This window comes from Paenibacillus sp. JT22N12, assembly GCF_056269365.1.
Genome location: NZ_JBWDNU010000014.1, coordinates 103,757 through 127,392 on the forward strand (window position 1 = coordinate 103,757; position 23,636 = coordinate 127,392).

The 23,636-nt window shown below is 50.8% G+C and carries 20 protein-coding genes, 2 pseudogenes and 1 riboswitch; of the genes and pseudogenes, 14 read left to right on the plus strand and 8 right to left on the minus strand.

Annotated features, from left to right (window positions below):
- Nucleotides 1-24 precede the first annotated feature (24 nt).
- Nucleotides 25-852: a helix-turn-helix transcriptional regulator gene (locus AC0YOA_RS32075; RefSeq protein ID WP_475790066.1), complete on the minus strand. Its 828-nt coding sequence runs from the start codon at nucleotides 850-852 to the stop codon at nucleotides 25-27.
- Between the two features lie 41 nt (nucleotides 853-893).
- The gene (locus AC0YOA_RS32080; RefSeq protein ID WP_475790067.1) at nucleotides 894-1,832 is read right to left on the minus strand and encodes a macrolide 2'-phosphotransferase; all 939 of its coding nucleotides are present in this window, start codon (nucleotides 1,830-1,832) and stop codon (nucleotides 894-896) included.
- A 432-nt stretch (nucleotides 1,833-2,264) separates the two neighbouring features.
- On the opposite strand from AC0YOA_RS32080, the gene AC0YOA_RS32085 reads away from it, so the two are divergent.
- The 3 genes and pseudogenes from AC0YOA_RS32085 to AC0YOA_RS32095 form a co-directional block, all read left to right on the plus strand.
- Nucleotides 2,265-3,275, plus strand: a complete 1,011-nt coding sequence (locus tag AC0YOA_RS32085) for an AI-2E family transporter (protein ID WP_475790068.1) — start codon at nucleotides 2,265-2,267, stop codon at nucleotides 3,273-3,275.
- Between the two features lie 207 nt (nucleotides 3,276-3,482).
- On the plus strand, nucleotides 3,483-4,559 hold the full coding sequence (locus AC0YOA_RS32090) for a Gfo/Idh/MocA family protein (protein ID WP_475790069.1): 1,077 nt from the start codon (nucleotides 3,483-3,485) through the stop codon (nucleotides 4,557-4,559).
- 109 nt (nucleotides 4,560-4,668) lie between these two features.
- Nucleotides 4,669-4,944: pseudogene (locus AC0YOA_RS32095) on the plus strand (helix-turn-helix transcriptional regulator); the annotation flags it as partial.
- A gap of 351 nt (nucleotides 4,945-5,295) precedes the next feature.
- On the opposite strand, the gene AC0YOA_RS32100 reads toward AC0YOA_RS32095, so the two are convergent.
- Entirely contained in the window at nucleotides 5,296-5,520 is a 225-nt protein-coding gene (locus AC0YOA_RS32100) for a hypothetical protein (protein WP_475790070.1), read from the minus strand.
- Between the two features lie 306 nt (nucleotides 5,521-5,826).
- On the opposite strand from AC0YOA_RS32100, the gene AC0YOA_RS32105 reads away from it, so the two are divergent.
- Nucleotides 5,827-6,852, plus strand: a complete 1,026-nt coding sequence (locus AC0YOA_RS32105; RefSeq protein ID WP_475790071.1) for a dienelactone hydrolase family protein — start codon at nucleotides 5,827-5,829, stop codon at nucleotides 6,850-6,852.
- 62 nt (nucleotides 6,853-6,914) lie between these two features.
- Here AC0YOA_RS32105 and AC0YOA_RS32110 read toward each other — a convergent pair whose 3' ends face one another.
- Nucleotides 6,915-7,121: a YrzA family protein gene (locus tag AC0YOA_RS32110; protein ID WP_475764951.1), complete on the minus strand. Its 207-nt coding sequence runs from the start codon at nucleotides 7,119-7,121 to the stop codon at nucleotides 6,915-6,917.
- A gap of 190 nt (nucleotides 7,122-7,311) precedes the next feature.
- Here AC0YOA_RS32110 and AC0YOA_RS32115 point away from each other — a divergent pair, with 190 nt between their 5' ends.
- Nucleotides 7,312-8,085: a DUF3891 family protein gene (locus tag AC0YOA_RS32115; RefSeq protein WP_475790072.1), complete on the plus strand. Its 774-nt coding sequence runs from the start codon at nucleotides 7,312-7,314 to the stop codon at nucleotides 8,083-8,085.
- Between the two features lie 345 nt (nucleotides 8,086-8,430).
- Here the strand turns inward: AC0YOA_RS32115 and AC0YOA_RS32120 are convergent, their stop codons facing one another.
- A complete protein-coding gene (locus AC0YOA_RS32120; protein WP_475790073.1) occupies nucleotides 8,431-10,791 on the minus strand; it encodes a glycoside hydrolase in 2,361 nt (786 codons plus the stop codon).
- A gap of 232 nt (nucleotides 10,792-11,023) precedes the next feature.
- Here AC0YOA_RS32120 and AC0YOA_RS32125 point away from each other — a divergent pair, with 232 nt between their 5' ends.
- Entirely contained in the window at nucleotides 11,024-11,671 is a 648-nt protein-coding gene (locus AC0YOA_RS32125; RefSeq protein ID WP_475790074.1) for a response regulator transcription factor, read from the plus strand.
- The gene (locus tag AC0YOA_RS32130) at nucleotides 11,664-13,091 is read left to right on the plus strand and encodes a sensor histidine kinase (RefSeq protein ID WP_475790075.1); all 1,428 of its coding nucleotides are present in this window, start codon (nucleotides 11,664-11,666) and stop codon (nucleotides 13,089-13,091) included. Before AC0YOA_RS32125 ends, AC0YOA_RS32130 begins: the two co-directional genes overlap by 8 nt.
- On the opposite strand, the gene AC0YOA_RS32135 is transcribed toward AC0YOA_RS32130, so the two are convergent.
- Nucleotides 13,050-14,180, minus strand: coding sequence for a Gfo/Idh/MocA family protein (locus tag AC0YOA_RS32135; RefSeq protein ID WP_475790076.1), 1,131 nt, complete (start codon nucleotides 14,178-14,180; stop codon nucleotides 13,050-13,052). The two genes, AC0YOA_RS32130 and AC0YOA_RS32135, sit on opposite strands and share 42 nt — an antisense overlap.
- Before the next feature lie 180 nt (nucleotides 14,181-14,360).
- Between AC0YOA_RS32135 and AC0YOA_RS32140 the strand changes: the two genes are divergently transcribed.
- Complete coding sequence (locus AC0YOA_RS32140; RefSeq protein WP_475790077.1) at nucleotides 14,361-15,272, plus strand: AraC family transcriptional regulator; 912 nt, start codon at nucleotides 14,361-14,363, stop codon at nucleotides 15,270-15,272.
- An 11-nt stretch (nucleotides 15,273-15,283) separates the two neighbouring features.
- On the opposite strand, the gene AC0YOA_RS32145 is transcribed toward AC0YOA_RS32140, so the two are convergent.
- The gene (locus tag AC0YOA_RS32145; RefSeq protein ID WP_210037488.1) at nucleotides 15,284-16,018 is read right to left on the minus strand and encodes a LytR/AlgR family response regulator transcription factor; all 735 of its coding nucleotides are present in this window, start codon (nucleotides 16,016-16,018) and stop codon (nucleotides 15,284-15,286) included.
- Nucleotides 16,019-16,452: 434 nt separating this feature from the next.
- Nucleotides 16,453-16,538, plus strand: a riboswitch (cyclic di-GMP riboswitch).
- A gap of 85 nt (nucleotides 16,539-16,623) precedes the next feature.
- On the opposite strand from AC0YOA_RS32145, the gene AC0YOA_RS32150 reads away from it, so the two are divergent.
- The 6 genes and pseudogenes from AC0YOA_RS32150 (at nucleotide 16,624) to AC0YOA_RS32175 (ending at nucleotide 22,535) form a co-directional block, all read left to right on the plus strand.
- Nucleotides 16,624-18,471: a DUF342 domain-containing protein gene (locus AC0YOA_RS32150; RefSeq protein WP_475790078.1), complete on the plus strand. Its 1,848-nt coding sequence runs from the start codon at nucleotides 16,624-16,626 to the stop codon at nucleotides 18,469-18,471.
- Between the two features lie 101 nt (nucleotides 18,472-18,572).
- Entirely contained in the window at nucleotides 18,573-19,523 is a 951-nt protein-coding gene (locus AC0YOA_RS32155) for an HD-GYP domain-containing protein (protein ID WP_475790079.1), read from the plus strand.
- Nucleotides 19,524-19,677: 154 nt separating this feature from the next.
- Nucleotides 19,678-20,034 (plus strand): hypothetical protein, encoded by a 357-nt coding sequence (locus AC0YOA_RS32160; RefSeq protein ID WP_475790080.1) that lies wholly within the window; start codon nucleotides 19,678-19,680, stop codon nucleotides 20,032-20,034.
- A 103-nt stretch (nucleotides 20,035-20,137) separates the two neighbouring features.
- A pseudogene (locus AC0YOA_RS32165) lies at nucleotides 20,138-20,458 on the plus strand (helix-turn-helix domain-containing protein); the annotation flags it as partial.
- A 436-nt stretch (nucleotides 20,459-20,894) separates the two neighbouring features.
- A complete protein-coding gene (locus AC0YOA_RS32170; RefSeq protein ID WP_210037511.1) occupies nucleotides 20,895-21,329 on the plus strand; it encodes a DUF1641 domain-containing protein in 435 nt (144 codons plus the stop codon).
- 27 nt (nucleotides 21,330-21,356) lie between these two features.
- Nucleotides 21,357-22,535: an NAD(P)/FAD-dependent oxidoreductase gene (locus AC0YOA_RS32175; protein ID WP_475790081.1), complete on the plus strand. Its 1,179-nt coding sequence runs from the start codon at nucleotides 21,357-21,359 to the stop codon at nucleotides 22,533-22,535.
- A 140-nt stretch (nucleotides 22,536-22,675) separates the two neighbouring features.
- Here the strand turns inward: AC0YOA_RS32175 and trhO are convergent, their stop codons facing one another.
- Complete coding sequence (trhO, locus tag AC0YOA_RS32180; RefSeq protein WP_475790082.1) at nucleotides 22,676-23,590, minus strand: oxygen-dependent tRNA uridine(34) hydroxylase TrhO; 915 nt, start codon at nucleotides 23,588-23,590, stop codon at nucleotides 22,676-22,678.
- Nucleotides 23,591-23,636: the final 46 nt, after the last annotated feature.

Here is a 23,636-nt window from a genome sequence, read left to right on the forward strand (position 1 = left end):
CCACGATTTTAAAAAGATATAAGCTTACTGCTTCCTGTATTCGCCGGGTGTCATCCCCCGGAAATCCCGGAACACTTTATTGAAATAGCTGGAAGAGCCGAAGCCGCAGGTCAGGGCAATATCGGTAATGGATTCATTCGTGCCCCGCAGCTGCCGGCTGGCATTCTGCAGACGGAGCCTGACGGTAAAGGCCAGCGGCGTAAGGCCGGTAACCTCCTTGAATTTGGTATAAAACCAGGTTTTCTTCAGCTGTGAGCGCCCGATCAGCTCATCCATATTGATCTCCTCGGACCAATGCTCCATCATATACTCAACGGCTTCGATAATACCGGAGAATGCTGCCGCATCCACGGTGTTTTCAGCCATCTGCTCCCGGAAATATCGGTGGACGTGCACAAGAATCTGCACCAGCAGGCCGTAATGCTGAAGCTCCCATCCCGGCAGCGCCCTGCGCCGCTCTTCCATGGCCTCCATGACGAGCCGGCAGACAGACTGGGCATATGGAGAAGCAGCAGGGATAAGAGGCGAGACATCCTTGGTGTAGAAAGGAGTGAGCAGGCTGTAGCCGCCGGGCATAGGGCCGACAATCGATGGTGAGAAAAGCAGCATAATCCAGCGTCCAGGCTTGCCTTCCTCCTGAATCAGATTCCAGTGCGGCTCGAACGGCCGGAGCAGGAATACGTCTCCGGGAACGGCGTTGTACATATCATTGCCAAGCGGATATTTCATGGCATCGTCCAGTGGAATGCTGATTTCCAGCGCATCGTGCATATGCCATTCATGCTCGGTGTACTGCGCCAGACGCTCCTCGATCGTATATCCGTTGACGAGCTGAATATTGGAATCATACAAGGCTATCCACTCCCGGGCTGCGAATGCTTCTTAATCATTGTTTACTGTGCGGGGAGATCTTCTCCGTTCTCATCCACGCCGAGAGAGCCGCGCGCCATCTCCATATAATCTGGCAGTCCCGACTTCAAGGCAAAAAGCGCGATAAGAACAGGATAGGCCGCCAGCGTCTCGACAATGTGCTCCTGCATTCTTGGCCATACCCGGCCGCCGGCGGTCCGGTAATGCTCAATAAGATCCTCCAGGGCCGGCTCGCCGAAGCATGCGCAGTAAATGGCGAAATCAGCGGCAGGGTCCGCAACCTCCGCCTCGGTCCAATCCAGCAGTCCGGTTACTTTTTCATCCGGGTTAATGAGGATATGCCCGGGGTGCAGGTCGCCATGGACCAGCGACGAATGCTCCGGCCAGAACGAGTCGTCTGCCATCCAAGCTTGCCAACGCTGCCATAAGGCGTGGGAAACGCCAAAATTGGCTTTGACTCTGTCCATTCTGATTGAAAGGGTCCGGCGTGCTTCGTCAGGCTGCAGGACACGGATGCCTGCGCTTGCCGCTTCGTCATGGTTGATCCTGTGCAGGGCTGCCATTGCCGCGGCCAGGGATTGGACGAAAACAGCAGAGAGGGATTGCGGGTTGATAACCCAATCGTAGCTTTTGGTCTGGGCATTGATGCTCGCAGCGGGAACTCCCTCCAGCATGGGGTATGCGATCAGGTCCGCTGTGTGCACTTTCCAATCCGGCACCTGTACCGGAAGCTTATTGCGGATCAGATGCAGCACCTTGCTCTCATAATCCGCGGAATCTATGACATCAAGCCGTCTTGGCCTGCGTATGACCCAGGGCACTCCATCCGCCGTATTGGCAAACATAGCCTGGAAATCGAGTCCTGCTTCGTTGATCTTCGCACTCGCAGGGTCCAGCTGAAGTCCGCAGCGGCTTGCCTGATCAAGTAAATCGTTGATATTGGGATTGTCTATCATATCCATATACACCTCATTCATTTGTATTAGGAAACTACGAACCATACACAAAAAAACTCAAGCCATTCGTCTTTAAAAAAATGGTTGAGCCTGTGATAGAATGCCAAGCTTACCTGATCCGCATGTAATGGATGCACATATGAGGACTCCTCCATTAAATTTCAGTGTGGGCGCCGTGCCCCTCCCGAATATAACATTTGATTGTTGCGGATTCAATCAGGGGGTTAACATAAATGTTTACAAAAGGGGAGAGGCAGGGCCCTAAAGAGCAGTTTTGAAACGCTTTCTCTTTGTTCCACTTGAATCTTCTTCCAAAGTCGGATACGCTGTTTCTTGTAGCATAAAAAGTTGCTTTTTTTGTCTAAACAAATGAAACGCTTCGACTGATTTTCCGTATAATGTTGGGTGAAATTAGATCAAATTAAACGAGGGAAGCTAATGGAATCATTGCGCAAATTTTTTGCCCAGCCTTCTGCCAGGAGAATTGTGTTTCTTCTGCTGGCCCTGCTGCTGCTGTACAGTCTCCGCCACATGCTTAACCTGCTGCTTCTGCTCTTCCTGGTAACATTCGTTATGGGGAGATTGGAGGGCATCGTAACGAGGAAGCTCAACCGCCTTTTCCCTGTTTCCCCTATAGTTGTGAACGTGGCGCTTTATGTGCTGCTGGTATCTTCTCTGGTGTACGGGATATTCAACTATGCGCCCAAAATCGTAAGTCAGGTCGTGGACATGATCAACAACATTTCCAAGTTCCTGAGCAGTTCGCAAAATGATGAGGTGGTCCAGCAATTAAACAGTGCGCTTGAGAAGGTGGACTATCAGAAATATCTGGGCAGTGCAGTGGATTACATAATGAAGCTGGGAAAATGGCTGGAGATTATTTTGTTCGTCATCCTGCTCAGTTTCTTCTATCTGCTGCAAAAAAACAAGGTTGTTCAGTTTACGATGAAATTGGAGAACAGCAAAATAGGCTGGATCTACAGAGAGTTTGATTACTTCGGTACGAAATTCGTTTCTTCTTTCGGCAAGGTTATCGAAGTGCAGCTGCTGATCGCTTTGTTCAATACGGTTCTGACCATCATCGGTCTATGGATTTTGGGATTCCCGTATTTGTTCGCGTTGACGGTCATGGTATTCCTGCTGAGCCTGATTCCCGTGGCAGGAGTCATTATTTCTTTCATTCCCATCGGCATCATCGGCTATCAGATCGGCGGATTTTCGCTGGTGCTGTGGGCCATTCTGCTGATTTTGATTATCCACTCGCTGGAAACGTATTTTCTGAATCCCAGATTGTACGCCCACAAGACAAAGCTGCCTATGTTCTATACGTTTATCATTCTTATTTTTTCCCAGCATTACATGGGCATATGGGGATTGATTATCGGGATTCCGATCTTCATGTTTCTGCTGGATGTGCTGGATGTGGGGAAAACGGAGAAATCGGGTTGAGAACTGCTGCAGCTGCTGGACATCAAGAGCCCTTGAGCAATCAAGGGTTCTTTTTTTTTCTGACCGGAGGGGCAGAAGTTGCGCGTACCATCACATCTTCCTGTGCTATGATAGGATAGGATAAGAAAGGCAATCCGATTCATAGACGAACTTGAATCCTGCCTTTCTTGCAAACGTAAGCATCTTGAATATAAACGGGAGGTTTCTATGAGTATAACCCCATTCGGTATAATCGGCGGCGGCTGGCGTGCGGAGTTTTTTCTGCGGATTGCGGCAGAGCTGCCGGAGCGCTTCCAGGTTGCAGGAATTGTTGTCCGCAGCGAAGAGAAAGGCCGGGAATTGGAGCGGCAGTGGCAGGTCCCGACCTTCCGCACCATCCAGGATATGCTCAGACGGACGCCCCCGGCATTTGTTGTTGTAAGCGTTCCCCGCACGATCGCCCCTGAAATCATGCTCGAGCTTGCAGCCGCGGGAGTTCCGGCTCTATGCGAAACGCCCCCGGCTGACAGGTTTGAGGATCTTGTCTCCTTGTATCAGGCAGTAGGAGGAAAAGCCAAAATCCAGATTGCGGAGCAGTATCCCTACCAGCCTGACCACGCGGCAAGATTGGAGGTTGTCCGTTCGGGTAAGCTTGGCAAGGTTTCGCTTGCGGAAGTAGCGGTCGCTCATGATTACCATGGACTTGTGCTGATAAGGAGATTTCTGGATATCGGCTTCGAGAATGCCGTCATCCGCGGACAGTCGTTTACTTCCCCGATTGTGGAGGGACGCGGCCGGGCGGGAGGACCTGAATCCTACCGTCTGGTGGATTCCGAGCAAACGATCGCAACATTGGATTTCGGCGAAAAACTGGGCGTCTATGATTTTACCGGCGACCTCTACTTCTCATGGATCCGCTCCCGGCAGGTGCTTGTTCGCGGAGATCACGGGGAAATCAACAATACGGATGTCCGTTATCTCCAGGATTACCGTACTCCCGTACATACGGAGCTAAGAAGGGTGCACGCGGGTCATGGCGGGGATCTGGAGGGCCATCATCTGAAGGCTGTTCTATGCGGAGACACCTACGTCTACCGGAATGAATTCATTCCCGGACGCCTGTCGGATGATGAGATTGCGGTTGCGGCCTGTCTGGCGCGTATGGCGGAATATGTGGATGGCGGACCGGATTTCTACAGTCTGGCAGAAGCCTGTCAGGATCACTATCTGGGACTTATGATAAAAAAGGCGGTCAAATCAGGAGAAGCGGTTACGACTGAAACCCAGTGCTGGGCACAAAGCTAGACGGCTCCATCCCTATTTGCCAAATGACCGGAATACATCTATGACTTTCCATCATGTCATGAATGATCTTGCCATGTTAAACGATACCTGGGATAAACTGGATGAAAGCCATTATCATAAAGATTTGGGCATTGAAGAGGTTTCGGAGTATGCGGATTTGAGCACGAGTCATTTTTTTGCGCTGTTCAAGCAGATCTCCGGGTATACCTTCCTCGAATATCTGACCCAATGCCGGATGGAGAAAGCCAAATATATTTTGCTTCATACTGATGTGCTGGTGTATCAGGTGGCACCTCTGGTCGGCTACCAGGATCCAAAATATTTTACCCAGGTATTCAAGAAAACAACCGGCAGGACGCCAATCGAATTCCGCGAATCCTCGTGAATGATTAAAATTTATCTGAACTGGAAGAAAAAAAAGCTGGAAATTGGCTTGAACCAGTGTTAAACTCTAATCACAAAGGAAGGAGGTGCGTCAACATTCATAATCACATGTTGAACGTATCCCTTACCCAATTCAGCAGCATCAATTAATCGTTACTGTTGAAGGCGCGGGATGCGGATCAATTTTTAAAAAAGCGCCATGGGTAAAGAGACCGTCTACGGACGGTCTTTTTTATGTTTACTGGAAATGCTGAAAACTATACATGGACGTGATGAACGGCTCTTGCTCTCCCGTGGCAGCCGAATACATAAAAACAACGCAGCCCGTTCCCGGGCTGCGTTGTTTCAGGTTCTATAAATGATCCGATGGTTCGGTTTGATCCGCGGGGACGGATGCTTTTTTCGGGGAATTACCGAGCCATTTCGCCATAAACAGCATGAGCGGGGATGAGTCCAGATCGATCAGACCGAACATTTCGGCCCAATTGTAAACAAGCAGAAACGGCAGCAATGCAATACCCAAGATAGCAAAGATAATTCCGACGGAGAGACTGCGTGCAATTTTACCAATCGTCATACCTTCATCTCCAATCCCAAGTCTTGTCTTTCAAAGTCAACTGCGGGCATCAGATGCTAATTCTTATATTATAACGTATGCTCCTGCTAAATACATCTATTATTAAACGGGTGAATTACCTGTTTTTCGGCTTCGGTGAGCGGCGGGCATTCACTTAAAGATGAACAGGCGATAGTCTGGGCCGTCTCGAAACAGGGATTGAAGCAGACCATGGAGAAAGGTAATAAAGAGCTTCGCATCTTGTGACTGAACGAAATCCATGCAGAAAATCCTGAAAATCATGATGATGAAAGCGGGGATATGCAAATGTGGACAGGCGATGGGTATTTGAAGGAGTTATATGAGCGGGCAACTGATCGGCGCCGGGAGGAAGCTCTTGGGGAGACCAGCGGGCAGCATAAGGAGCGGCTTATTCGCTCACTTCAGGAATCACTGGGCGAATTCGAACGCGCTGCGTCCTTGAATCCGGTTCTGCTGGAAGAGGTTGACTGCGGCGGATATATCCGTCAGAGGGTGGAGCTGACAGTTGTGCCGGGGCTTTCCTTCGGCGCTTATGTTCTTGTACCCAAAGGCTCCTCCGGGAAGCTTCCGGGCGTTATCGCGCTGCATGGACACGGTTATGGCAGCAGGCAGATTTGCGGTCTAAACGAGGACGGGACAGCAGACAACGGCCCGCCGGACGGCTATCATCATTTTGCCGTACAGCTGGCCGGCAAAGGAATGATTGTCATCGCCCCGGATGTGATCGGCTTCGGCGAGCGCCGTATGCAGGCTGATCTGGCGGCAGATCCCGGCGCACCGAGCTCCTGCTACAGGATGTCTACGCAGCTGCTAATGCTGGGCAAGACCCTGACAGGGCTGCGCGTTCATGAAACGCTGGGGGCGCTGGACTATTTTGCGGGGCGTGAGGATGTGGATAAGGCTAGTATCGGCATCGCCGGCTTCTCCGGGGGATCCCTGATCGCCTTCGCTGCGGCGGCTCTGGATGAGCGCCTGAGAGCCTCAGTGCTGATCGGCTTCCCGAATACGTTCCAGGAAAGCATTATGGCCGTACATCACTGTATCTGCAATTTTACGCCCGGGATACTCACCCATGGGGAGCTTCCGGAGCTGATGGGCCTGCTGGCCCCGCGCCCCTTGTTTCTTGAATCGGGCCAGAACGATCCCATCTTTCCGGCGCACGGCTTCAAGCGGGCGGTCCGGGAGCTCCAGGAGATCTATCGTCAGCAGGGGGCGGAGAACCGGTTGGCTTATGATTTGTTTCCGGGGGCTCACCAAGTCAGCGGCCGCGTTTCGTTTGACTGGCTGAGACGCAGTCTGACAGGCGAGTAAGCTCCCTCTGCAGGCAAAAGGGAGCATGGTCGCTGTCTTTTATGGCCTTCGCCGGGCAAGCTCTACTTGGCTTTGAAGTGGACGACGGCACTGTAAAGCATTTTATTGGCAAGAGGATTGAATACCGCCTGGTGGCTGAGAGAGAACACGTCAAGCAGCAAAGCCTTATTGTTCTCAATCTGATCATTGATTCTGATCTCCAGCGTTTTCAAATCATAAGCCTCAAAAAATTCAATCTTGTTCTCAATGCGTTCAAGCGAAAATTCCATGATGAAGCAGCTCCTCCTTCTGTATACGTCCCATCATTGTAATACAGACGCACCGCTTTAACAATGCGGCGGTATGGAGGCTGGACGGGAGATGGTCAATAGAAAATAAAGCGCTCTCATGATGCTTTTTTGCCCCGCTCATGCCTATAATAAGAATAACAAATCTGACGGATGTAAAGGGGCTGCCGATATGATCGTCTATGAGAAAGCGAATGCATTCGTGATGATTAACCAGCATGATCATGCACAAATATCCGGAGTTCTTGCCTCGGAGTGGAATAATGAATGGTTGCATGATCCGGAAAGGAAAGAGGATCTTATCTATGCGGCTTATCAGCATGACCGGGGCTGGATCGATCTGGATTTCTCGCCCTTCTGGAATGACGCGAGGCGCTGCCCGTATTCCTTCCGCGACTTTCCGCTTAAGCCGCGGTTCGCATTTTACAAGAAAGGAATCGCTGAGGTTGCGGCCAAGAACCCGTATTCGGCTCTGCTGTGCAGCCTTCTGTATACGACCTTGTTCGAAAGAATCAGGGATGAGGAGACGCAAGGGTATCTGAACGAAGAATATATCAGGCAAAAGCAGCTGCTTGAGCTGCTCGGCATTGAATCCGCCTTGGATGCAAAGGTTCAGCACCACCTGGGCATCATGCTGGTGTGTGACGAGCTTTCGTTATTTTTGTGTATGGAGGAGCCGGGGACACCGGCGCAGGAATATGAATGGTTTGGCAGCGGTGTTCATTATTCGGCTGAACCGGGCAGCGAGCGAAAGATCCAGGTCCATTGGCAAAACAAAAATGTAATTGAGCTGTCCCTGTTCCCGTTTCGGCGGGATGTTGCGGCGGCGCTTCCTTACAAGGAAGTCAGCAAACTGGATATACAGGCTGAAGGACTTATTGAGGCCCACCGCAAAGCAGCCCAGCAGGTATTGAATGTGACTTTTATGGGGCCATCCAAGGCATGATTTTTTTAAGCTTCTATGGAACAGGCTTTCTTCGCCCGCAGCGGCGAGCATCCAATAAAGGGTGGCGGATCTTGCGGGTGGGCTGAATGAAAGAATGAAAAAGGCAGAGAATTGATGTGCCATGAGCAGACGCATACTGAAAAAGGCTTCCGCAGATACGAATGCGGAAGCCTTTTTGGATTACCGGTAAAGTCATCCCCGTCCACAGCGGCGCTTCTATGCCTGCAGGGGATGCCTTATCAGGCAGCTGAGTCATGGCGGGGACATGGCCGGGCATGCGGCCGGCAGCCGTCGCCCAGCGCCACAGGGGGGCTGGGTGCTGCGCGCGGTCCGAAACCATGGGAATTAAGATATGAGCTTGATATTGGCAGCGGCGTTGAATTCCAGACGCTGCTTGCCCTCATAAATAACGGCCGATTTCGCTTTGACGACTTCCTTGTCCAATGTAACGTCATGAGTGGAGAAATTGACAATAACCTTCAGATTGTCCCCGTACTGCGCGCTTTGCACCAGCCGGTCGTCAGTCAGAATGGAGAATCCGCTCATTTCCCTGGTTACGGCCTGGCGATTGAACGGGGACCAGACCTTCAGGTAATCGACGACGCTTGCCTTGTACTGTTCCCATGTCTGACGATTCATATGATATAAGGGAGGCGCGTTGTACAGCAGCCCGTAAAGCATCCGGTCCGCCTCTTCGCCTTTGATCTTGTAACTGCCCCACTCCCAATGATTGGTCGTAATGATGGAGTCGTTATATACCAGCTTATATAAGGGAAGTGTATAAGCCGGATCGGAATAGACCTTCTCGTACAGCGGTTTGATGGGCACGGGTTTGCCGTAGCGGTCGGGTATGCCGTCCGCAGAATAATAGCCGCCGACATAATATTCGCTGTCCTCATTGTCGCGCATATCGGGATCGCCCCAGGCGATGACCGGGCTCTCGATTCCTTGGGCGAAAGCGATTACGCTGCTGGCATAGTCGTTGCCGCCTTCCGAGCCGACCACCATTTTGCGGTCCTTGGCAAAATAGCCGAGCCGTTCAAGCCGGGCGTTCAGATCCTGCTGCTGTGTCGTTACATGAGCAGGCGAGTAATCATCATAAATTTCTCCTGTCGCGTCGCAATCCACGAACCAGGAATTAAAGTCGATTCCGTCCTGCAAAATGCCTTCCGCGCGCTGCTTCACGCTGGGCATCGCGAGGGTAGGGTTCAGCTTGCGCCCCCGCTGCAGAAATCCGGCAACCTTTGTCCCGTCCTTGCGCGTGATCGTCGCGTTCTCATAAAGTGAAGAATCTGCGAAGGAAGCAGTATTCCAGGAGGGATCCGCGTTCTGTTGAATGGAATGATAGGAATCATATGGAGCGATGAGATAGCCCAGCTGATCCGCTTCGCTCACCAGTTGGGGATTCATCAATCCGTCGGCCCAATTGGATAAGCCGATCCAGGCGTTCTCGATGCCGGAGCTGTGCATATCCTTGAGCAGATTCGTCGAGTCCGACTGGCCCCATTCAGACAAATCGGCAGCAGTGTTCTTGAGCACGCTTTTGAGCAGCAGCTTGTTCAAATCATACAGCTTTTCCTCGCTTAGCTTGCCGGGTCCCTGAGCGAGGAGCTTCTCAGCCTCCTCACCGGGGTTCGGGAACACGGAAGGGGAGTAGAACCCTTTCATCCTCATTCCCTGGTTCAGTGCGTCCAGCACGATTCTTTTCTGGTACTTGTCCAAATAATCCTGCTTGGGAACCTGCTTCAGCACTTCCTCGTACTCGCCGCTGCCGTCGGCTGTTCCTGCGAGCAGCCGAACCAGCCACGAACCGAGCGGCCCTGGCAGCAGGGCGCGGAGCTTCGGCCAATTCACGTCGGCGTCGGTGAGAATGGACCCGCTCCACAGATAAATCTGGGGGGCTCCGTACAGCTTGCGGATGTTTGGATTGTCTCCGGCCTTTTCCTCCAGCGTGACGAAGTCTCCCTTCTCTTTGACGTAATCCTTGTAAGGGCGCACGACCTCCTGCGGTTCGCTGCCGGTCACGTACAGACGGAAGCCATAGCTTTTGTCTGGATTTATAGCAGGGAATTGATGCGTAAATTGAAATTGCACGGACGGGGATGTGTCAAAATGGACCTCGTTATTGAACTTGTTCGTCACGACATAGACCATGGAGAACGGCGCGGCATTCAGAGCGAAGAAGTCCATCGAGAACGATTCGCTCCAGGTGTAGGCCTGGCCGTTCAGGAAGGTTTTCCAATTCGCATCGTTCGCCGGGATTTTTTTCCCTTCCCCAATGGGAAGCATATAGCTGTCCGCCTTGACGGCCGGCCATTGAAATTGGGCAGCGCCGATACTGTTCAGACGGATGTCCAAATAATCGCCTTTCCTGGCGATGCTGACCTTGAGTTTGCCCGGGTAAGTCCACTGGATCGAATCCTTGCTTTTGACCAGACCGCTTACCTTTTCCTTGGGCAGCGGCTGCGATGCCTGCTGCCGTACGCCGTCCTTGATAATCGCAAGGGCAAAGGTCTCCGGATCCACTTCGAAATCAAAATGGCTTTCCGCCGGCTTCACCTTCACGACCCCGTTCGTCTGCAGAACCGGAACCTCCTTCTTCACTGATGGGTGGGGTAAGGCGGGGGCGTCAGCGCCGCTGCCGCATCCGGTTGCGGCAGACATCAGCATGCCTGCCGCCAAAATCAAAGCTAATCGTTGTTTCATGTTATCTCCTCCAATTGTTGTCGTTGCAGCCAGAGTCAGTGTAAGAGAGTTTTGTTACAGGAAAGTGCATGCCGGCAAAAAAAGTCCTCCTGACCTGAAGCGGGAGCGGTAAGGAGACAGCTTGTCCGGAGACAGACGCTTCTGTCATACTGGTGTAACATACGGAGTTTATAGTGGGGAGGCTTGCTGCTGCCTTTGCCATACAGCGGCACAGGAGGAAGGAGGTGCGGGCATGAAGCTGCTGCTTGCTGACGATGAACCGCTTATGCTGCAAATATTAAAGGCTTATTTTCATAAAGAAGGGTTCAATACGCTTCTTGCGCAGGACGGAGAGGAGGCATTGGATCTGTTCTATAACAACGGGGTGGATTTGGCGGTTCTGGATTGGATGATGCCGAAGCGGAGCGGTGTCGAGGTCTGCCGGGAAATCAAGAAGACGGGCCGGACGAAGGTGCTGCTGCTGACGGCCAAGGGCGATCAGGAAGATGAGTTTGCCGCCCTGCAGTCGGGGGCTGACGATTATATGCGCAAACCGTTCGATCCGCGCATCCTGCTCATTCGCGCGCGCAAGCTGCTGCAGCTGACTGACAAGATTATGCTCGGCGATTTGACCATTGATATGGAGGGACAGAAGATTTATCGCGGCGGGCACGATGTGCTGGCTACCTCGAGGGAATTTCAATTGATGAGATATCTGGTTGTCAACAAGGGGCAGATTGTGACCCGCAAAATGCTGCTCGATCAAGTGTGGGGATTCGATTATTTCGGCGAAGAACGCACGGTGGATACCCATATCCGCAGATTGCGGGAGAAGGTCGGCGAGCATCGCATCAAAACATTCCGGGGAATGGGTTACAGTCTGGTGGATGCCGATGAGTAAACTGACCAGGAAGCTGATCCTGCGGATTACGGTGGCGCTGTGCGCGGTTTTTGTGCTGTCTTTTGCCGTGAATACATTTTTTCTTCCCAAATACTTCCTGTACCAGAAGAAGCATAAGCTTTCCGGCCTGACTTCGGAGCTGGCGGCCATGGAGTACGGGCAGCTGGTGGAGCGGATCGGACCTATGGAGGAGCAGTATCAGGTTACGATCGCGTATACTTCCCTGGCGGATACGGTCAATGACCTGAACAGCCGGCTCATCGTGCAGTTTAACCGGAAGGGCATCGCCCTCAGCAAATTTTGGCTGGCCGAGGAAAGCGTGGCGGCGCTGCGCGAAGGGGGAAAGGTCAATAAAATATATGATCAGGCGAAGCTGAAGTCCAGCTTCCTGGTCAATTTTCTGCCAGCAGGCGGTTATGTATTTGCGGTTGGGGAGTCCATCTCCTATTCCTCGGATACGATCCAGATCGTCAACCGCTTCAATCTGTACATTTGGGTTGGCATGCTGCTGCTGCTTATCGTGCTGTCCGCTCTGTATACGACCCGGATTGTCAAACCGCTTGCGAAGCTGAATGAAACGGCAGAGGCGATTTCCAATTTGTCATTTGCCAAGGTGGATATCCGGACGGGCGATGAAATTGAGTCCCTGGCCAGCAGTATCAACCGGATGAGCGATAAATTGGAGGACGCGCATCAATCGCTGGAAGCGAAGAATGCCAATCTGAGGATGTTTATCGCGGATATCTCGCATGAGCTGAAAACGCCGCTGTCCCTGATTCAGCTGTACGCGTCCGGCATTCAGGACGGTCTGGACGATGCCAGCTATGCCGATGTGATCCGGCAGCAGAGCGAAGCCATGTCCGGGATGATCGACCGTCTGCTGGAGCTCTCCAGGCTGCAGGCCGAGACGTATCAATTCGCGCCGGTCGATTTTCGGCAGTTGCTTGGGGAGATGCTGATCGCATACCGGATTGCGTTCCGGCAGCAGGACCTGGAGCTGGAGGTGGACGACCGCCTGCCCGCTCCATCATGGGTGATGGCGGACAGGAGGAAGCTTGAATCCGCCCTGCACAATTTCATGACGAATGCGATGAAATATTCGACCGGCAAACAGGTGGCCTTGACGCTTGCGGCGAAGGAGGACGCCGTTCATTTCCGCATCACCAACAGCACGAACACCGGGAAGGAGGCCGAGTGGGAGCGGGTATGGGAGCCCTTCTATGTCATGGAGAGCTCCCGCAGCAAAAAATTCAGCGGCACCGGTCTCGGGCTATCCATTGCCGGGACCATTTTGCAGAGCCACAACGCTTCCTTCGGTGTTCGGGCAGAGGAAGGAAAAGTCACGTTTTATTTTTCCCTGCCGCTGCTTCGCCGCGAGCTACGCCCAATCAATGGAGCGGAACATGCCGGTCTCGGCTGATTCCTTGGCTTTCAGGCACATCAACGCGCTCAATAAACCGTCTTCCAGCGGGGAGAGCGATTCCGCGCCGTTCTGCATGATAGCCACGAAATTTTGCGCCAGGGTGGAATCGCCGCCAAAATGTCCTTCGCCCCCTGAAATATCATAGGTTTCCACACGCGGCGTATGATGCATGAATACGTTCACTTTGCCGGTGTAGAAATCAAACTCCAGCGTCCCCTTATAGCCAAGCAAACGCGCTCCGCGCGCGGCAGCCTCCCGGCGGGCAAAAAAGTTCTGCGAATAGGAGACATGCATGCCGGATTCGTAACGGATCAGGGAGCTTCCGGAATCCTCGTTGCCGGTATCCTCCGCATAACAGCAGTACTCCCAGCTGCGCCAGCGATCTTTATTGAAGGCGGTGCTGTCCGGGCAGACCCGGTTATCCTCGCAGTTGACGCATTTCAGGCCTGCCGGCCGCGTGCCCTTGAAAATTTGCTTGGAGGTCATCGCGCCAATCTCGGTGGGCTTGATCCCAAGCAGGCTGTTTATATAATCGAAGTCATGCGTGGCCTTCTGCAGAAACAGTCCGCCGGTTTCCTGCTCGTCCCGGTACCAGCTTTGGTAATAAACCCCGCCATACGGCACATTATTCACGGCCTGCACATGCTCCACCGTACCGATTTTGCCGGAATCGATAATTTCCTTGGCCAGCTGCACGATCGTCGTCAGCTTCAGCGGAAACGATACCACCACCTTCGATATGGATGCTTCAAAGCCCGCCTTCAGCCGTCTTAAATCCTCCATCGTCGTGGATACCGGCTTCTCCAGATAAAGCGGAATTCCGCTTTGCAGCACCTTCAGCGCCATTGGCGTATGCAGCGAGCAGCGCGTGCCGATTAATATGCCGTCAAGGCTCTCAGCGCCAAGCATTTCCTCGGCTGTATCATAATAATGGATGCTGTCCATTCCCTGCGCCTGAAGCTCCTCCCGGATCTCATCCTTGCGCACATCGACGATAGCCGTCACCCTGCACGAGGGCTCCTGCTTGACAATCTCCGCAATTATCGTGCGTATGCGAAGCCCGTAACCGATTACACCCAAATTCATCTTGCCATCCTCCTATGATCTGCTTGACTGGATTTACTACCAGTATAAGAGCTTAGAGGCGGAAGGGCTTTGTTCAAAAAGCCCCGTTTTTTGTTGTTTTGCTATCGGGCGACCCTTCCCGCCGCTGGCGGCACGCGGTATGATAGCATTAACGGATAAAGCGGAAGGTGATGATTGCAAGTGAGCACGCAAGCAGAGCTGGACGATCTGCAGCGGACACAGCTGCAGCAGACCCTTGTCATTGAGAAGCTCATCACGATGTATTATTTTGAACTGGACAAGGACTTCGGGTTTAACGGTGAAAAACATAACTTTTGGGAGTTTCTGTACGTGGACAAGGGAGAAATCGAGGTGTTTGCCGACGGCAGGAGGCAGCTGCTGAAGCAGGGCATGATTATTTTTCATAAGCCGAATGAGTTTCATGAATTTTATGCCGCCAAGGGCAAAGCGCCCAATGCGATCGTCATGACGTTCGACTGCCGGTCGGACTCAATGAACCGTTTTGCGGATAAAGTGTTCAGTCTGGAGGATGAGGAGCGCAATCTACTGGCGCAGATGATCAAGGAGGGTGAGAATGCCTTCATTTTCCCGTTCCGCCATCCGCTGGAGCGCCGCGAGGGTGCGGTGATCGGCAGCGAGCAGCTGCTCCGCTGTTACCTGGAAATTTTCCTGATCCGTCTGCTGCGAAAAAGCAGTTTTCTGCAATCGGAAAAACCCTTGTCCTCGCCAGCCCGGGAGAAAAGCAAGGATGAACTGACCAGACAGGCGCTTTTGTTTATGGAAGGAAGAATCGGCGGTCCGATGAATGTGAACGATATCTGCGGCGAGCTGCATATCAGCAAAACCCAGCTCAAAAGCTTATTCAAGCAGAATACCGGCTATTCCGTAAAGGAGTACTTCTCGAAGCTTAAGATCGAGCGCGCCAAGCGGTACATCCGGGAAGAAAGCTATAATTTCACAGAGATTTCCCGGCAGCTGGGATTCAGCAGCGTCCATTATTTTTCCAAGGCATTCAAGAATGCCACGCGGATGAGTCCTTCGGAATATGCGCGTTCGGTGAAATCGCGAATGAAGCTTGAAACCGGAAATTGACGGCTTCTTTTTTAAGGCTGTTTAGGGTCTCTCAGTAGAAGCTGCTCCTGAATATCTTTCATTTTCGATTTGGCGATCAACGCCTGTCTGGGATAGCTGCCGAAGAAGGATTGGTAGGTTTCACCCATCCTGGTTATACGGGACACTTTGCTGAGATTGATCAGATAGGAGCGGTGAGCCTGTACCAGATGAGGAGCCGGTTCCAGTTTGTCATAGGTTTCAAGGGGATCGTTATTCAGTGTATGTATTATAGATTTTTTTCCCATCTTTTCTATGAAAAGTATTTCATTAAAAGGAATGATATGAATATTTTTATTGATTTTTATAATCAGCTTGGGGTCCGGATTAATGAACAAATGATTGGCCTTCTGTTCCATTTCAAGATTATGTTTTGTTCGCTCCAGCGCCTTGTATAGTCTGGTGCGAAGGACCGGTTTTATGATATAGTCGACTGCACCCATATTGAACGCTTCGATTGCATACTCCTGGCCTGAGGCCATCCAGATCATTTTCAGACGGGGGACGATCTGCAAATAGTCCTTCAGCGCCTTAAGTCCTCCCAGGCCCGGCTGCGAAGGATCGGTCAAAATTAAATCCGGCCTCTCCCGGACCATGATTTCCATAACGGAATGTTCGTCGGGAGCTTCGCCAATGAGCGCAATATAAGGAAGCGCAGTGATAAACTTCTTGACAGTTTCTCTCGTTTGATTGTCTTCGTCAGCAATAATGACCCTGATATTTATCATTCTTGTTTACACTCCAATACTTGTTTTGGGCTGCCCGACGAAAAAAAGCGGAATGGAAAAATATTCAAAAACCCCATATGAAAACCGTTTATATTTAAATATCTATTAGAAATATCTATTTTAATCATCGTTTTTTTGCAGAATCACGGAATGATATGATTTGAAATCATAACGCTAACAATATTAAAATGCAATCACCCTTCGTGCCTATCGGAAGCGGAGTGAAAATAGTTATCGAATGACTTGAAAAGTCGTTTTTCCGTCCTGAACATGGCAGATTTCAGGTATGAACGGCTGTAAACAGGCGAACTTCTTTATTTGACTGCATTAGACAAAAGGCAGTCCTTTTAGTACACTCAATTTGGACTTGCAAGGTATATTTTCCTAATTATTAAACTTTAAATAGGAACTAGTGACTATTAATTAAGAAACTCAAACGATAAAGGCAAACCTGCCGAAAGCCAGGGACGCAAAGCTATGGGCCTAAAGAGAGCATCTCTATGGTCGCCAGGCTGCCGAATTGGTGGTGTATAAACACGATCCAATCGGATGGTGTTTTTTTGTTAAAAAAAACCATTCTGGTCTGAGGTTTGAGAGGTGTTAACGTGAAGAAAAAAATCTCTGAAGATGAATTGTCACAGCTGATCAAGCAATTGCATCTGGGTGAAGTGGAGGCGGCTTCCAGATCTTCCACTAACGAAGGGGATATCAGAAGCCCCCTGAAGCAGGACGGCTGGATTCAGGTAATTGAACACCGCATAATTGTCCATGATCCCGTCAATAATGGCAAGCTCCCCGTCATCAGTGCTATTGCCCCGGTCAAACTAAAGGTAAATCATCATGACATACATTCAGAAATCAACGTGACTTCCAGCGACAGCATCCTTTGGGAAATTGAGAATCAACCGATGTATGAGATTACGGTCTCGGAAGACAAGCTTCACGCTTATTTCCACCTTCACGCCAAAGAACGGTATGCCTGGCAGCTAACCGATACAGAGCCTCTTGCCAAAATCATATTATCTGCCGAGGAAGACAGGAATATGGTTCTTGAAAGTGTGCATTTGACAGATGTCGCCGCCGTGCTTGAAAAGAAATCGATCAAAGCAAACGTCGACCTGGCCGCTATTCATCAGGAATTATTGCAGCCCACCTATAGCCCGATTCTCATCGCCAGGGGCAAAGCTCCCGTACCCGGGAAGGATGCGGAGCTGGAGATTTATTTCTCCGAGGAGATCGAAAGCCGTTTCCATGAAACGGAAGGGACGGTTGACTTCCGCAATCATCTGCAAATTCCTTCCGTCACCAGCGGCGACGTTATTGCCAGGAAATCCCCGATTATCGACGGCATCCCGGGATACGATGTTTACGGCAATCTGATCACGCCCAAAGCGCCGGCTGATATCCTGCTGGTAGCCAAGTCGGGCGTAGAGCTGACTCCACAGGGGGCCATTATCGCCAGAAAAGAAGGACGCCCGCGGATTACGGGAACCAAAATCAAAGTCTTTGATATCTCGACAGCGTATACCGTCTCCGGCGATGTGGACATTGAAACGGGCAATATTGTCTTCTCCGGCGATGTGATCGTATATGGCAATGTAACCGACAATATGATTATTGAATCTCTGGGGAATGTATATGTCATTGGCAGTGTCTTCAATGCGACCATCACAGCAACGGGATGCATCCATATCCGGGGGAATGTAATGGGCAGCAAGCTGTATTCGGGATACTTCGGTGTCATGTTCAACCGTTTATACAACACCTCGAAGCTGTTGAGCAAGCAGATCGAGAAGCTGCTGATCGGCTCCCAGGTGCTGGAGCAAGCGATCCAGTCACGTGACCAGACGGTTAAATACGGACAGATTGTGCTGCTGCTGCTGGAGAAGAAAATGAAGGATATACCGGGGCTAATCAAGGATCTGCTATCCGTGGTCGCCAATATCCGCCATCTGAAGAAAGAAGAGTACCAGAAGCTGATGGAAATGGCGGCGGTTTTCCTGAAGCCCTCGCAGCTCATTGAGTCGGCCACCAGAAATGGCATCCAGAGCTTCCTGTCCCTATTGACGGACGCCCATCAGGAGGTGGCCCGCATGCAGGAGGCGCTGGTCAATATTACCATCAATCAATGCCATAACAGCGAGCTCAAATCCAATGGCGATATTTTGATCCAGCGCGACGGAGTTCTTGTCAGTGATTTGTACTCGGCCGGCAATATATCCTTCAAGCATCGGCTGGCCGTTTGCCGCGGTTCAAGGCTGGAAGCCGAAGGGGATATCACGGCGAAGATTGTAGGAGGGCAGACCGGAGCGGCCACGCTGCTGAAAGCCAAGAGGCGGGTCAGCGTCGTCAGAATGCACTCGGGAAGAGTCTCTATCGGGAATTACAGTAAAGAAATTCTGGAGTCTGTCGAAAATACAACCTTTGATATCGATAACATGATGCAGGCTTAATCTGATTTCTTCTATAATAAGCACCCCGTGAAAGTGGTGGAATCTTGGTGACTCCGACTGTTCGGCAATATCAATATGTAGGCATGAGAGTAAATAAAAATATGTACAACCAAATGGGTGCCTTGATTGTGCCTGCTTTTTCCCGGCTCACACGAAAAAATCTGAAGCGGCTCATTCAACATCAAATAACGCTGAAGGAAGAGGATATTGAAGATCTTCCGGTCCTGCACCTGCTGAATTCGGCTATTGTGGAAATCAAGGACGTCTTTCATCAGGTCCAGCACTTCGATGAGATTCCGTTTGCGCATGTCCGCAATACGATGGTGCCGATCATTGTGGATATGAGCAACCATATTTATTTAAAGCAGGTTTTCACCTATTTCGGCGAAAATGATGAATATACCTACCGTCATATTATCGCAGTTGCGCTGATTGCCCGTTTAATCGGCAAAGTGAAGGGTCTTGGCGAAGAGGAATTGCTGGATCTGACCATCGCGGGCTTCCTGCATGATATCGGAAAAGCGAAAGTCCCTGAAGCGATCATGAATAAACCGGGCAAGCTGACGCCTGAAGAATTTGATGAAATGAAGAAGCATACGCTTTACGGGTACGAACTGATCAGGCAAACGCCGGGGCTTGCGCAGCGGCACGCCTTGGTGGCTCTGGAGCATCATGAGCGCGAGGACGGAAGCGGATATCCGCATGGCATCAAGGGAGAGCAGATGGACCCTTTCAGCAAAATCGTAGCCGTCGCGGACGTCTTTCACGCGATGATCTCGAAGCGGGTCTACAAGAAACAGGTTCCTTTCTATCAGGTGCTGCTGGAAATGTCGCAAAATGCCTATGGGCTGCTCGATCCGGAGACAACGTTATGCTTTCTCGCGCGTATCATGGACATGCTGATTGGCAGCGAGGTCTGCCTCTCCAATGGACAGCGGGGCAATATTATTCTGATTCATGCCAATGATCCCTTGAGTCCCCTTGTCGAGGTGAAAGGCCAATATCTGGATTTAAGCAAAGACAAATCGGTGCATGTGGAGCAGATCGTATAACGGGGAGGCTGCCTGTTTTTTTCAACGTGCCTTCCTATATGGTTGTTCTGCAATCGGAGAGGAATGAATATACAAAAATAACGGCAAATAGGAAGCTTCAGACAATCGCAGTGTAAAGAACAAGCCGCCGCCTTAAGTGAAAAGGGGGAATGGAATGCTGCAGAAAATCAGGGTAATGGGTCTTGAGTCGAAATATTCCACCTTATCTTTTATTTCGGTTACGGGCGTCATTATTCTGCATCTGATCCATTGGGCCTTGGCTCCGCTCATAATGGGCGCGACAGCGGGGATGCAGTTGCAGCATCGGGATATGGAAGGTCATGGCTCCGTCATTATGGATGTGCTCATTCTCGTGCTGTTTCTTGTCAATATAATCAGTATGTATTTTGCCTGCCGGCAGCTGGCATTAGCATGGAGGAAACGCGCCAATCTGACGCGGCATACTTATTTATGCAGCGCAGTCTCCGTTATTGTCCTGGCTATAGGTGTATACACCTTGTTTTCTCTGTAATCAGCTCCGTATTCAAATAGAGGACCGCCTGGCAAATTGCAGGCGGTCCTCTATTTGATTTTGGTCAGCGGCAAGGTTGGTTAGCAAAAGACAATAAACAGCGCTGGCAAGGGCTGTGAATATGAGCCCGTCATCGCTGCATCAGCATTTCAAAGAAAGTTACCGCCATGAGTCCCTTGCAGTATCAGAAGCAAATAAGACTGCAGAAGGCCCGCCGTCTGCTGCTTAGGGAAACGTCGCGGAAGCTGCGGATGCGGCCTTTCAGGCAGGTTATGAAAGTCCTTTCCAATTCAGCAGGAAATATGCCCGAATGTTCGGTCTGCCCCCGGTTAGCGGTATGAATCGACTTCGCAATTCTTTAAGTGCCGTACCTGAAGAAAAAATGCGGTTCTCTCCACTATTCATCATCCATAAATTCCGATAACAGGAACCAACAAATGTTAAACGGTTACAATTTACATCTGGGATAAGCAAGGAACAACGCCATAACCCTCATATTAAAAAATAACCGGCAGCGCGATATGCACCCAGCCGTTTTTCTTGTTGAAAAATTCTCATTGGCCGAGGTAGAATAAGCAGCCAGACTATCCCGTATAATAAATCCAGATCCGCCATAAAAACAAAAGATCTGACAATTTGTTTTGGGGATGCAAAATTCGTCGTTTAGGTATACAATAGATACAGATGTGACCATGTCGTTCGCATCAGTCTGGATACGGCCAACCTCTATGATTCTATGTGAAGATTTTCACTAAGAAGGCTGATAGATGAAAAGTTATTACATTCCGACTGATTAGAAGAGTATCCGTTTTCAGCAGCGAGCCGGCACTATTTATTTGAATGAAGGAGGAAACGTGCAAATGTCAGAAACAACTGTACAACAAACAGAAGTTACCGCAGTACAAGCAGCTGCCAAGCCGGATGTGCTGGATCAACTGCTAAAGCCGGAAGTACAAGAGTCCTTAACGGTATTGGTGGAACAACTGCCGAAGCTTACTGAAATGATGACTCTGCTTACCAAAACGTATGATCTTGCTTCAAAAGTGGCAACGGACCGCGTGCTTATTCAAGATATGGTCGGAGGCCTTCAAGAGGTGGTAAAGCCGCTTGAGAAGAAAGTCAAAGGCTACGCATCTGCCGTTATCGAAGCGAATGACCGCGCTGAGCAAAGCGAAGCAACCATCGGTTTGTTTGGCATGCTTAAGCTGCTGAAAGATCCGGAGCTTCAGAAAATGCTTCGTTTCAGCCAAGCTTACCTGGATATTCTGGGCGAAAGAAATAAAAAAGACGAATAGATTAATCATTCAGAACGGAGGATGAACGTGAGTAAACATATTCTTATATTGGGCGGCGGTTACGGCGGCTTGTTGAGCGCTCTTTCGGCACGTGAGCATCTGTCGGCAGAAGAGGCTACAATCACAGTCATTAACCGTGTTCCTTCACATCAAATCATCACGGAACTGCACCGTCTTGCGGCGGGCAATGTGGAAGAGAAGGCGGTTGCCCTGCCTTTGGAGAAGCTGCTTAAAGGCAAGCAAATCAACGTTAAAGTCGGCACGGTTCAAAAAATCGATGTCGCAGGCCGTTCAGTGAAGCTTGAGGGCGGAGAATCCTATCGTTATGATTCCCTGGTTCTTGCTCTGGGCAGCGAAACGAACTACTTCGGTATTCCGGGACTGCAGGAAAACAGCCTGACCCTGAAATCCGTACAGGACGCCAACCGTGTCTACGCGCATGTTGAAGACTGCATCCGCGAATACAGCAAAACCAAAAACAAAGCGGACGCTACTTTCGTTATCGGCGGCGGCGGACTTACAGGCGTGGAGCTTGTGGGCGAGCTGGCGGACGAGCTTCCAGGCATCTGCCGCAAGAACGGCGTAGATTTTGCCGATATTTCGCTTTATCTTGTTGAGGCTATGCCAAGCATTCTGCCGATTTTCTCGGCCGATCTGATTGCGCGTGCAACTTCAAGCCTTGAGCAGCGCGGCGTTAAGTTCCTGACAGGCCTTGCCATTACAGAAGTGAACGGATCTGTTGTCAGCCTGAAAGACGGCCAAACAATCGATACGAGCACGCTGGTATGGACAGGCGGCGTTCAAGGCAGCACGCTGGTTGCCGAAAGCGGCGTAGAAGTAAACCGCGGCCGTGCCACGGTCAATGAATTCCTGCAATCCGTATCCCATCCGGAAGTATTCCTTGCCGGCGACTGTGCGGTTGTCTTTGGTCCCGAGGGCCGTCCTTACCCGCCGACAGCACAGCTGGCCTGGCAAATGGGCGAGCTTGCCGGCGCGAACATCGCAGCTTTCTTCAACGGCAGCAGCATGGACACGTTCAACCCGGTATTCTCCGGTACTCTGGCGAGTCTCGGACGCAAAGACGGAATCGGCAGCATTGGCGGCAGCGGCATCGAGCTGAAAGGCACGCCGGCTTCCCTGATGAAAAAAGCGAGCAACGCCCGCTACCTGGCTCATATCAACGGCTTGTTCTCACTCGCTTATTAAGATTCACCAGCGGCACATTTCTATTCATACCGGCAGCGCCGATTTCAGCTTCCTGAAATCGGCGCTGTTTTTTATAAAAAAAACCACTTATCCATTCCCGGCTGCAGCGGGAGGGTAAGTGGTTGCATTTTGACCGTAAATTAGATTGCCTGCGAGAACGAGCTGCATTCCTCGGAACAATAATGATTGTGCAGGGTTTCGCATTCGTCGCAGATAATATGCTGGTGATGGCAGAGATCATTGGCGCAGTTGATGTAACGGTCGGCGGGCTTGGTGCAATGATGGCATTGTCCCACTACATTGGCTTCCTCCGTATGATTGACCGGAATGGAGATCCGCTCATCGAACACATAACATTTGCCGTCGAATAATCTGCCCTTCACTTCCTCATCCTGTCCATAGGTGACGATGCCGCCATCCAGCTGATAAACGTCCTCGAAGCCTTCCTTCAGCAGAAAGCTGCTCAGCTTCTCGCAGCGTATGCCGCCGGTACAGTAGGTCAGAATCGGCTTATGCTTATTCTCGCTCAGGTTCTCCCTGATCCATTCGGGAAACTCCTTGGAGGTCTCGATGTCCGGCCGGATGGCGCCGCGGAAATGACCCAGGTCATACTCATACCCATTGCGGCCATCGAGCACAATCACGTCATCGCGCTGCAAATATTCATAAAATTGCTTCGGAGCGAGCCGCTTGCCGCTCTGGAGAGTAGGGTTAATATCTTCCTCGTTGAAGCGGAAGGTGACCAGTTCCTTCTTGTAGCGGACAAATATTTTACGGAAGGTATGTCCTTCGACGGCATCGATCTTGAAGACAATATCAGCAAAAAGAGGATTCTGGCGCAGATCATGCATGTATTGCTCCGTCTGCCCGATCGTCCCCGATAAGGTTCCATTAATTCCTTCGTCGGCTATCAGGATGCGTCCCTTGATGCCAAGCTCTCTGCAGTAAGCCAAATGCTCCTGCGTAAATTGTTCCGCATTGGGTACGGCGATAAATTTGTAAAACAATAATACATTGTACTCGGATTGCCCGTTCACTTTCTTCACCTGCTTCATTGATTGTAAAATACATTCTATATATTTTAACATAACGTGCTTGATT

Bases quoted from the DNA above. Each gene is read 5' to 3' on its own strand.
- AC0YOA_RS32130 (WP_475790075.1), top strand. From the start codon at position 11,664: ATGAGTAAACTGACCAGGAAGCTGATCCTGCGGATTACGGTGGCGCTG.
- AC0YOA_RS32100 (WP_475790070.1), bottom strand. From the start codon at position 5,520: ATGACGATTGGTAAAATTGCACGCAGTCTCTCCGTCGGAATTATCTTT.
- AC0YOA_RS32090 (WP_475790069.1), top strand. From the start codon at position 3,483: ATGAGTATAACCCCATTCGGTATAATCGGCGGCGGCTGGCGTGCGGAG.
- AC0YOA_RS32105 (WP_475790071.1), top strand. From the start codon at position 5,827: ATGTGGACAGGCGATGGGTATTTGAAGGAGTTATATGAGCGGGCAACT.
- AC0YOA_RS32120 (WP_475790073.1), bottom strand. From the start codon at position 10,791: ATGAAACAACGATTAGCTTTGATTTTGGCGGCAGGCATGCTGATGTCT.
- AC0YOA_RS32145 (WP_210037488.1), bottom strand. From the start codon at position 16,018: ATGATAAATATCAGGGTCATTATTGCTGACGAAGACAATCAAACGAGA.
- AC0YOA_RS32110 (WP_475764951.1), bottom strand. From the start codon at position 7,121: ATGGAATTTTCGCTTGAACGCATTGAGAACAAGATTGAATTTTTTGAG.
- AC0YOA_RS32080 (WP_475790067.1), bottom strand. From the start codon at position 1,832: ATGGATATGATAGACAATCCCAATATCAACGATTTACTTGATCAGGCA.
- trhO (WP_475790082.1), bottom strand. From the start codon at position 23,590: ATGAAGCAGGTGAAGAAAGTGAACGGGCAATCCGAGTACAATGTATTA.
- AC0YOA_RS32135 (WP_475790076.1), bottom strand. From the start codon at position 14,180: ATGAATTTGGGTGTAATCGGTTACGGGCTTCGCATACGCACGATAATT.
- AC0YOA_RS32085 (WP_475790068.1), top strand. From the start codon at position 2,265: ATGGAATCATTGCGCAAATTTTTTGCCCAGCCTTCTGCCAGGAGAATT.
- AC0YOA_RS32170 (WP_210037511.1), top strand. From the start codon at position 20,895: ATGTCAGAAACAACTGTACAACAAACAGAAGTTACCGCAGTACAAGCA.
- AC0YOA_RS32160 (WP_475790080.1), top strand. From the start codon at position 19,678: ATGCTGCAGAAAATCAGGGTAATGGGTCTTGAGTCGAAATATTCCACC.
- AC0YOA_RS32115 (WP_475790072.1), top strand. From the start codon at position 7,312: ATGATCGTCTATGAGAAAGCGAATGCATTCGTGATGATTAACCAGCAT.
- AC0YOA_RS32125 (WP_475790074.1), top strand. From the start codon at position 11,024: ATGAAGCTGCTGCTTGCTGACGATGAACCGCTTATGCTGCAAATATTA.
- AC0YOA_RS32155 (WP_475790079.1), top strand. From the start codon at position 18,573: ATGTACAACCAAATGGGTGCCTTGATTGTGCCTGCTTTTTCCCGGCTC.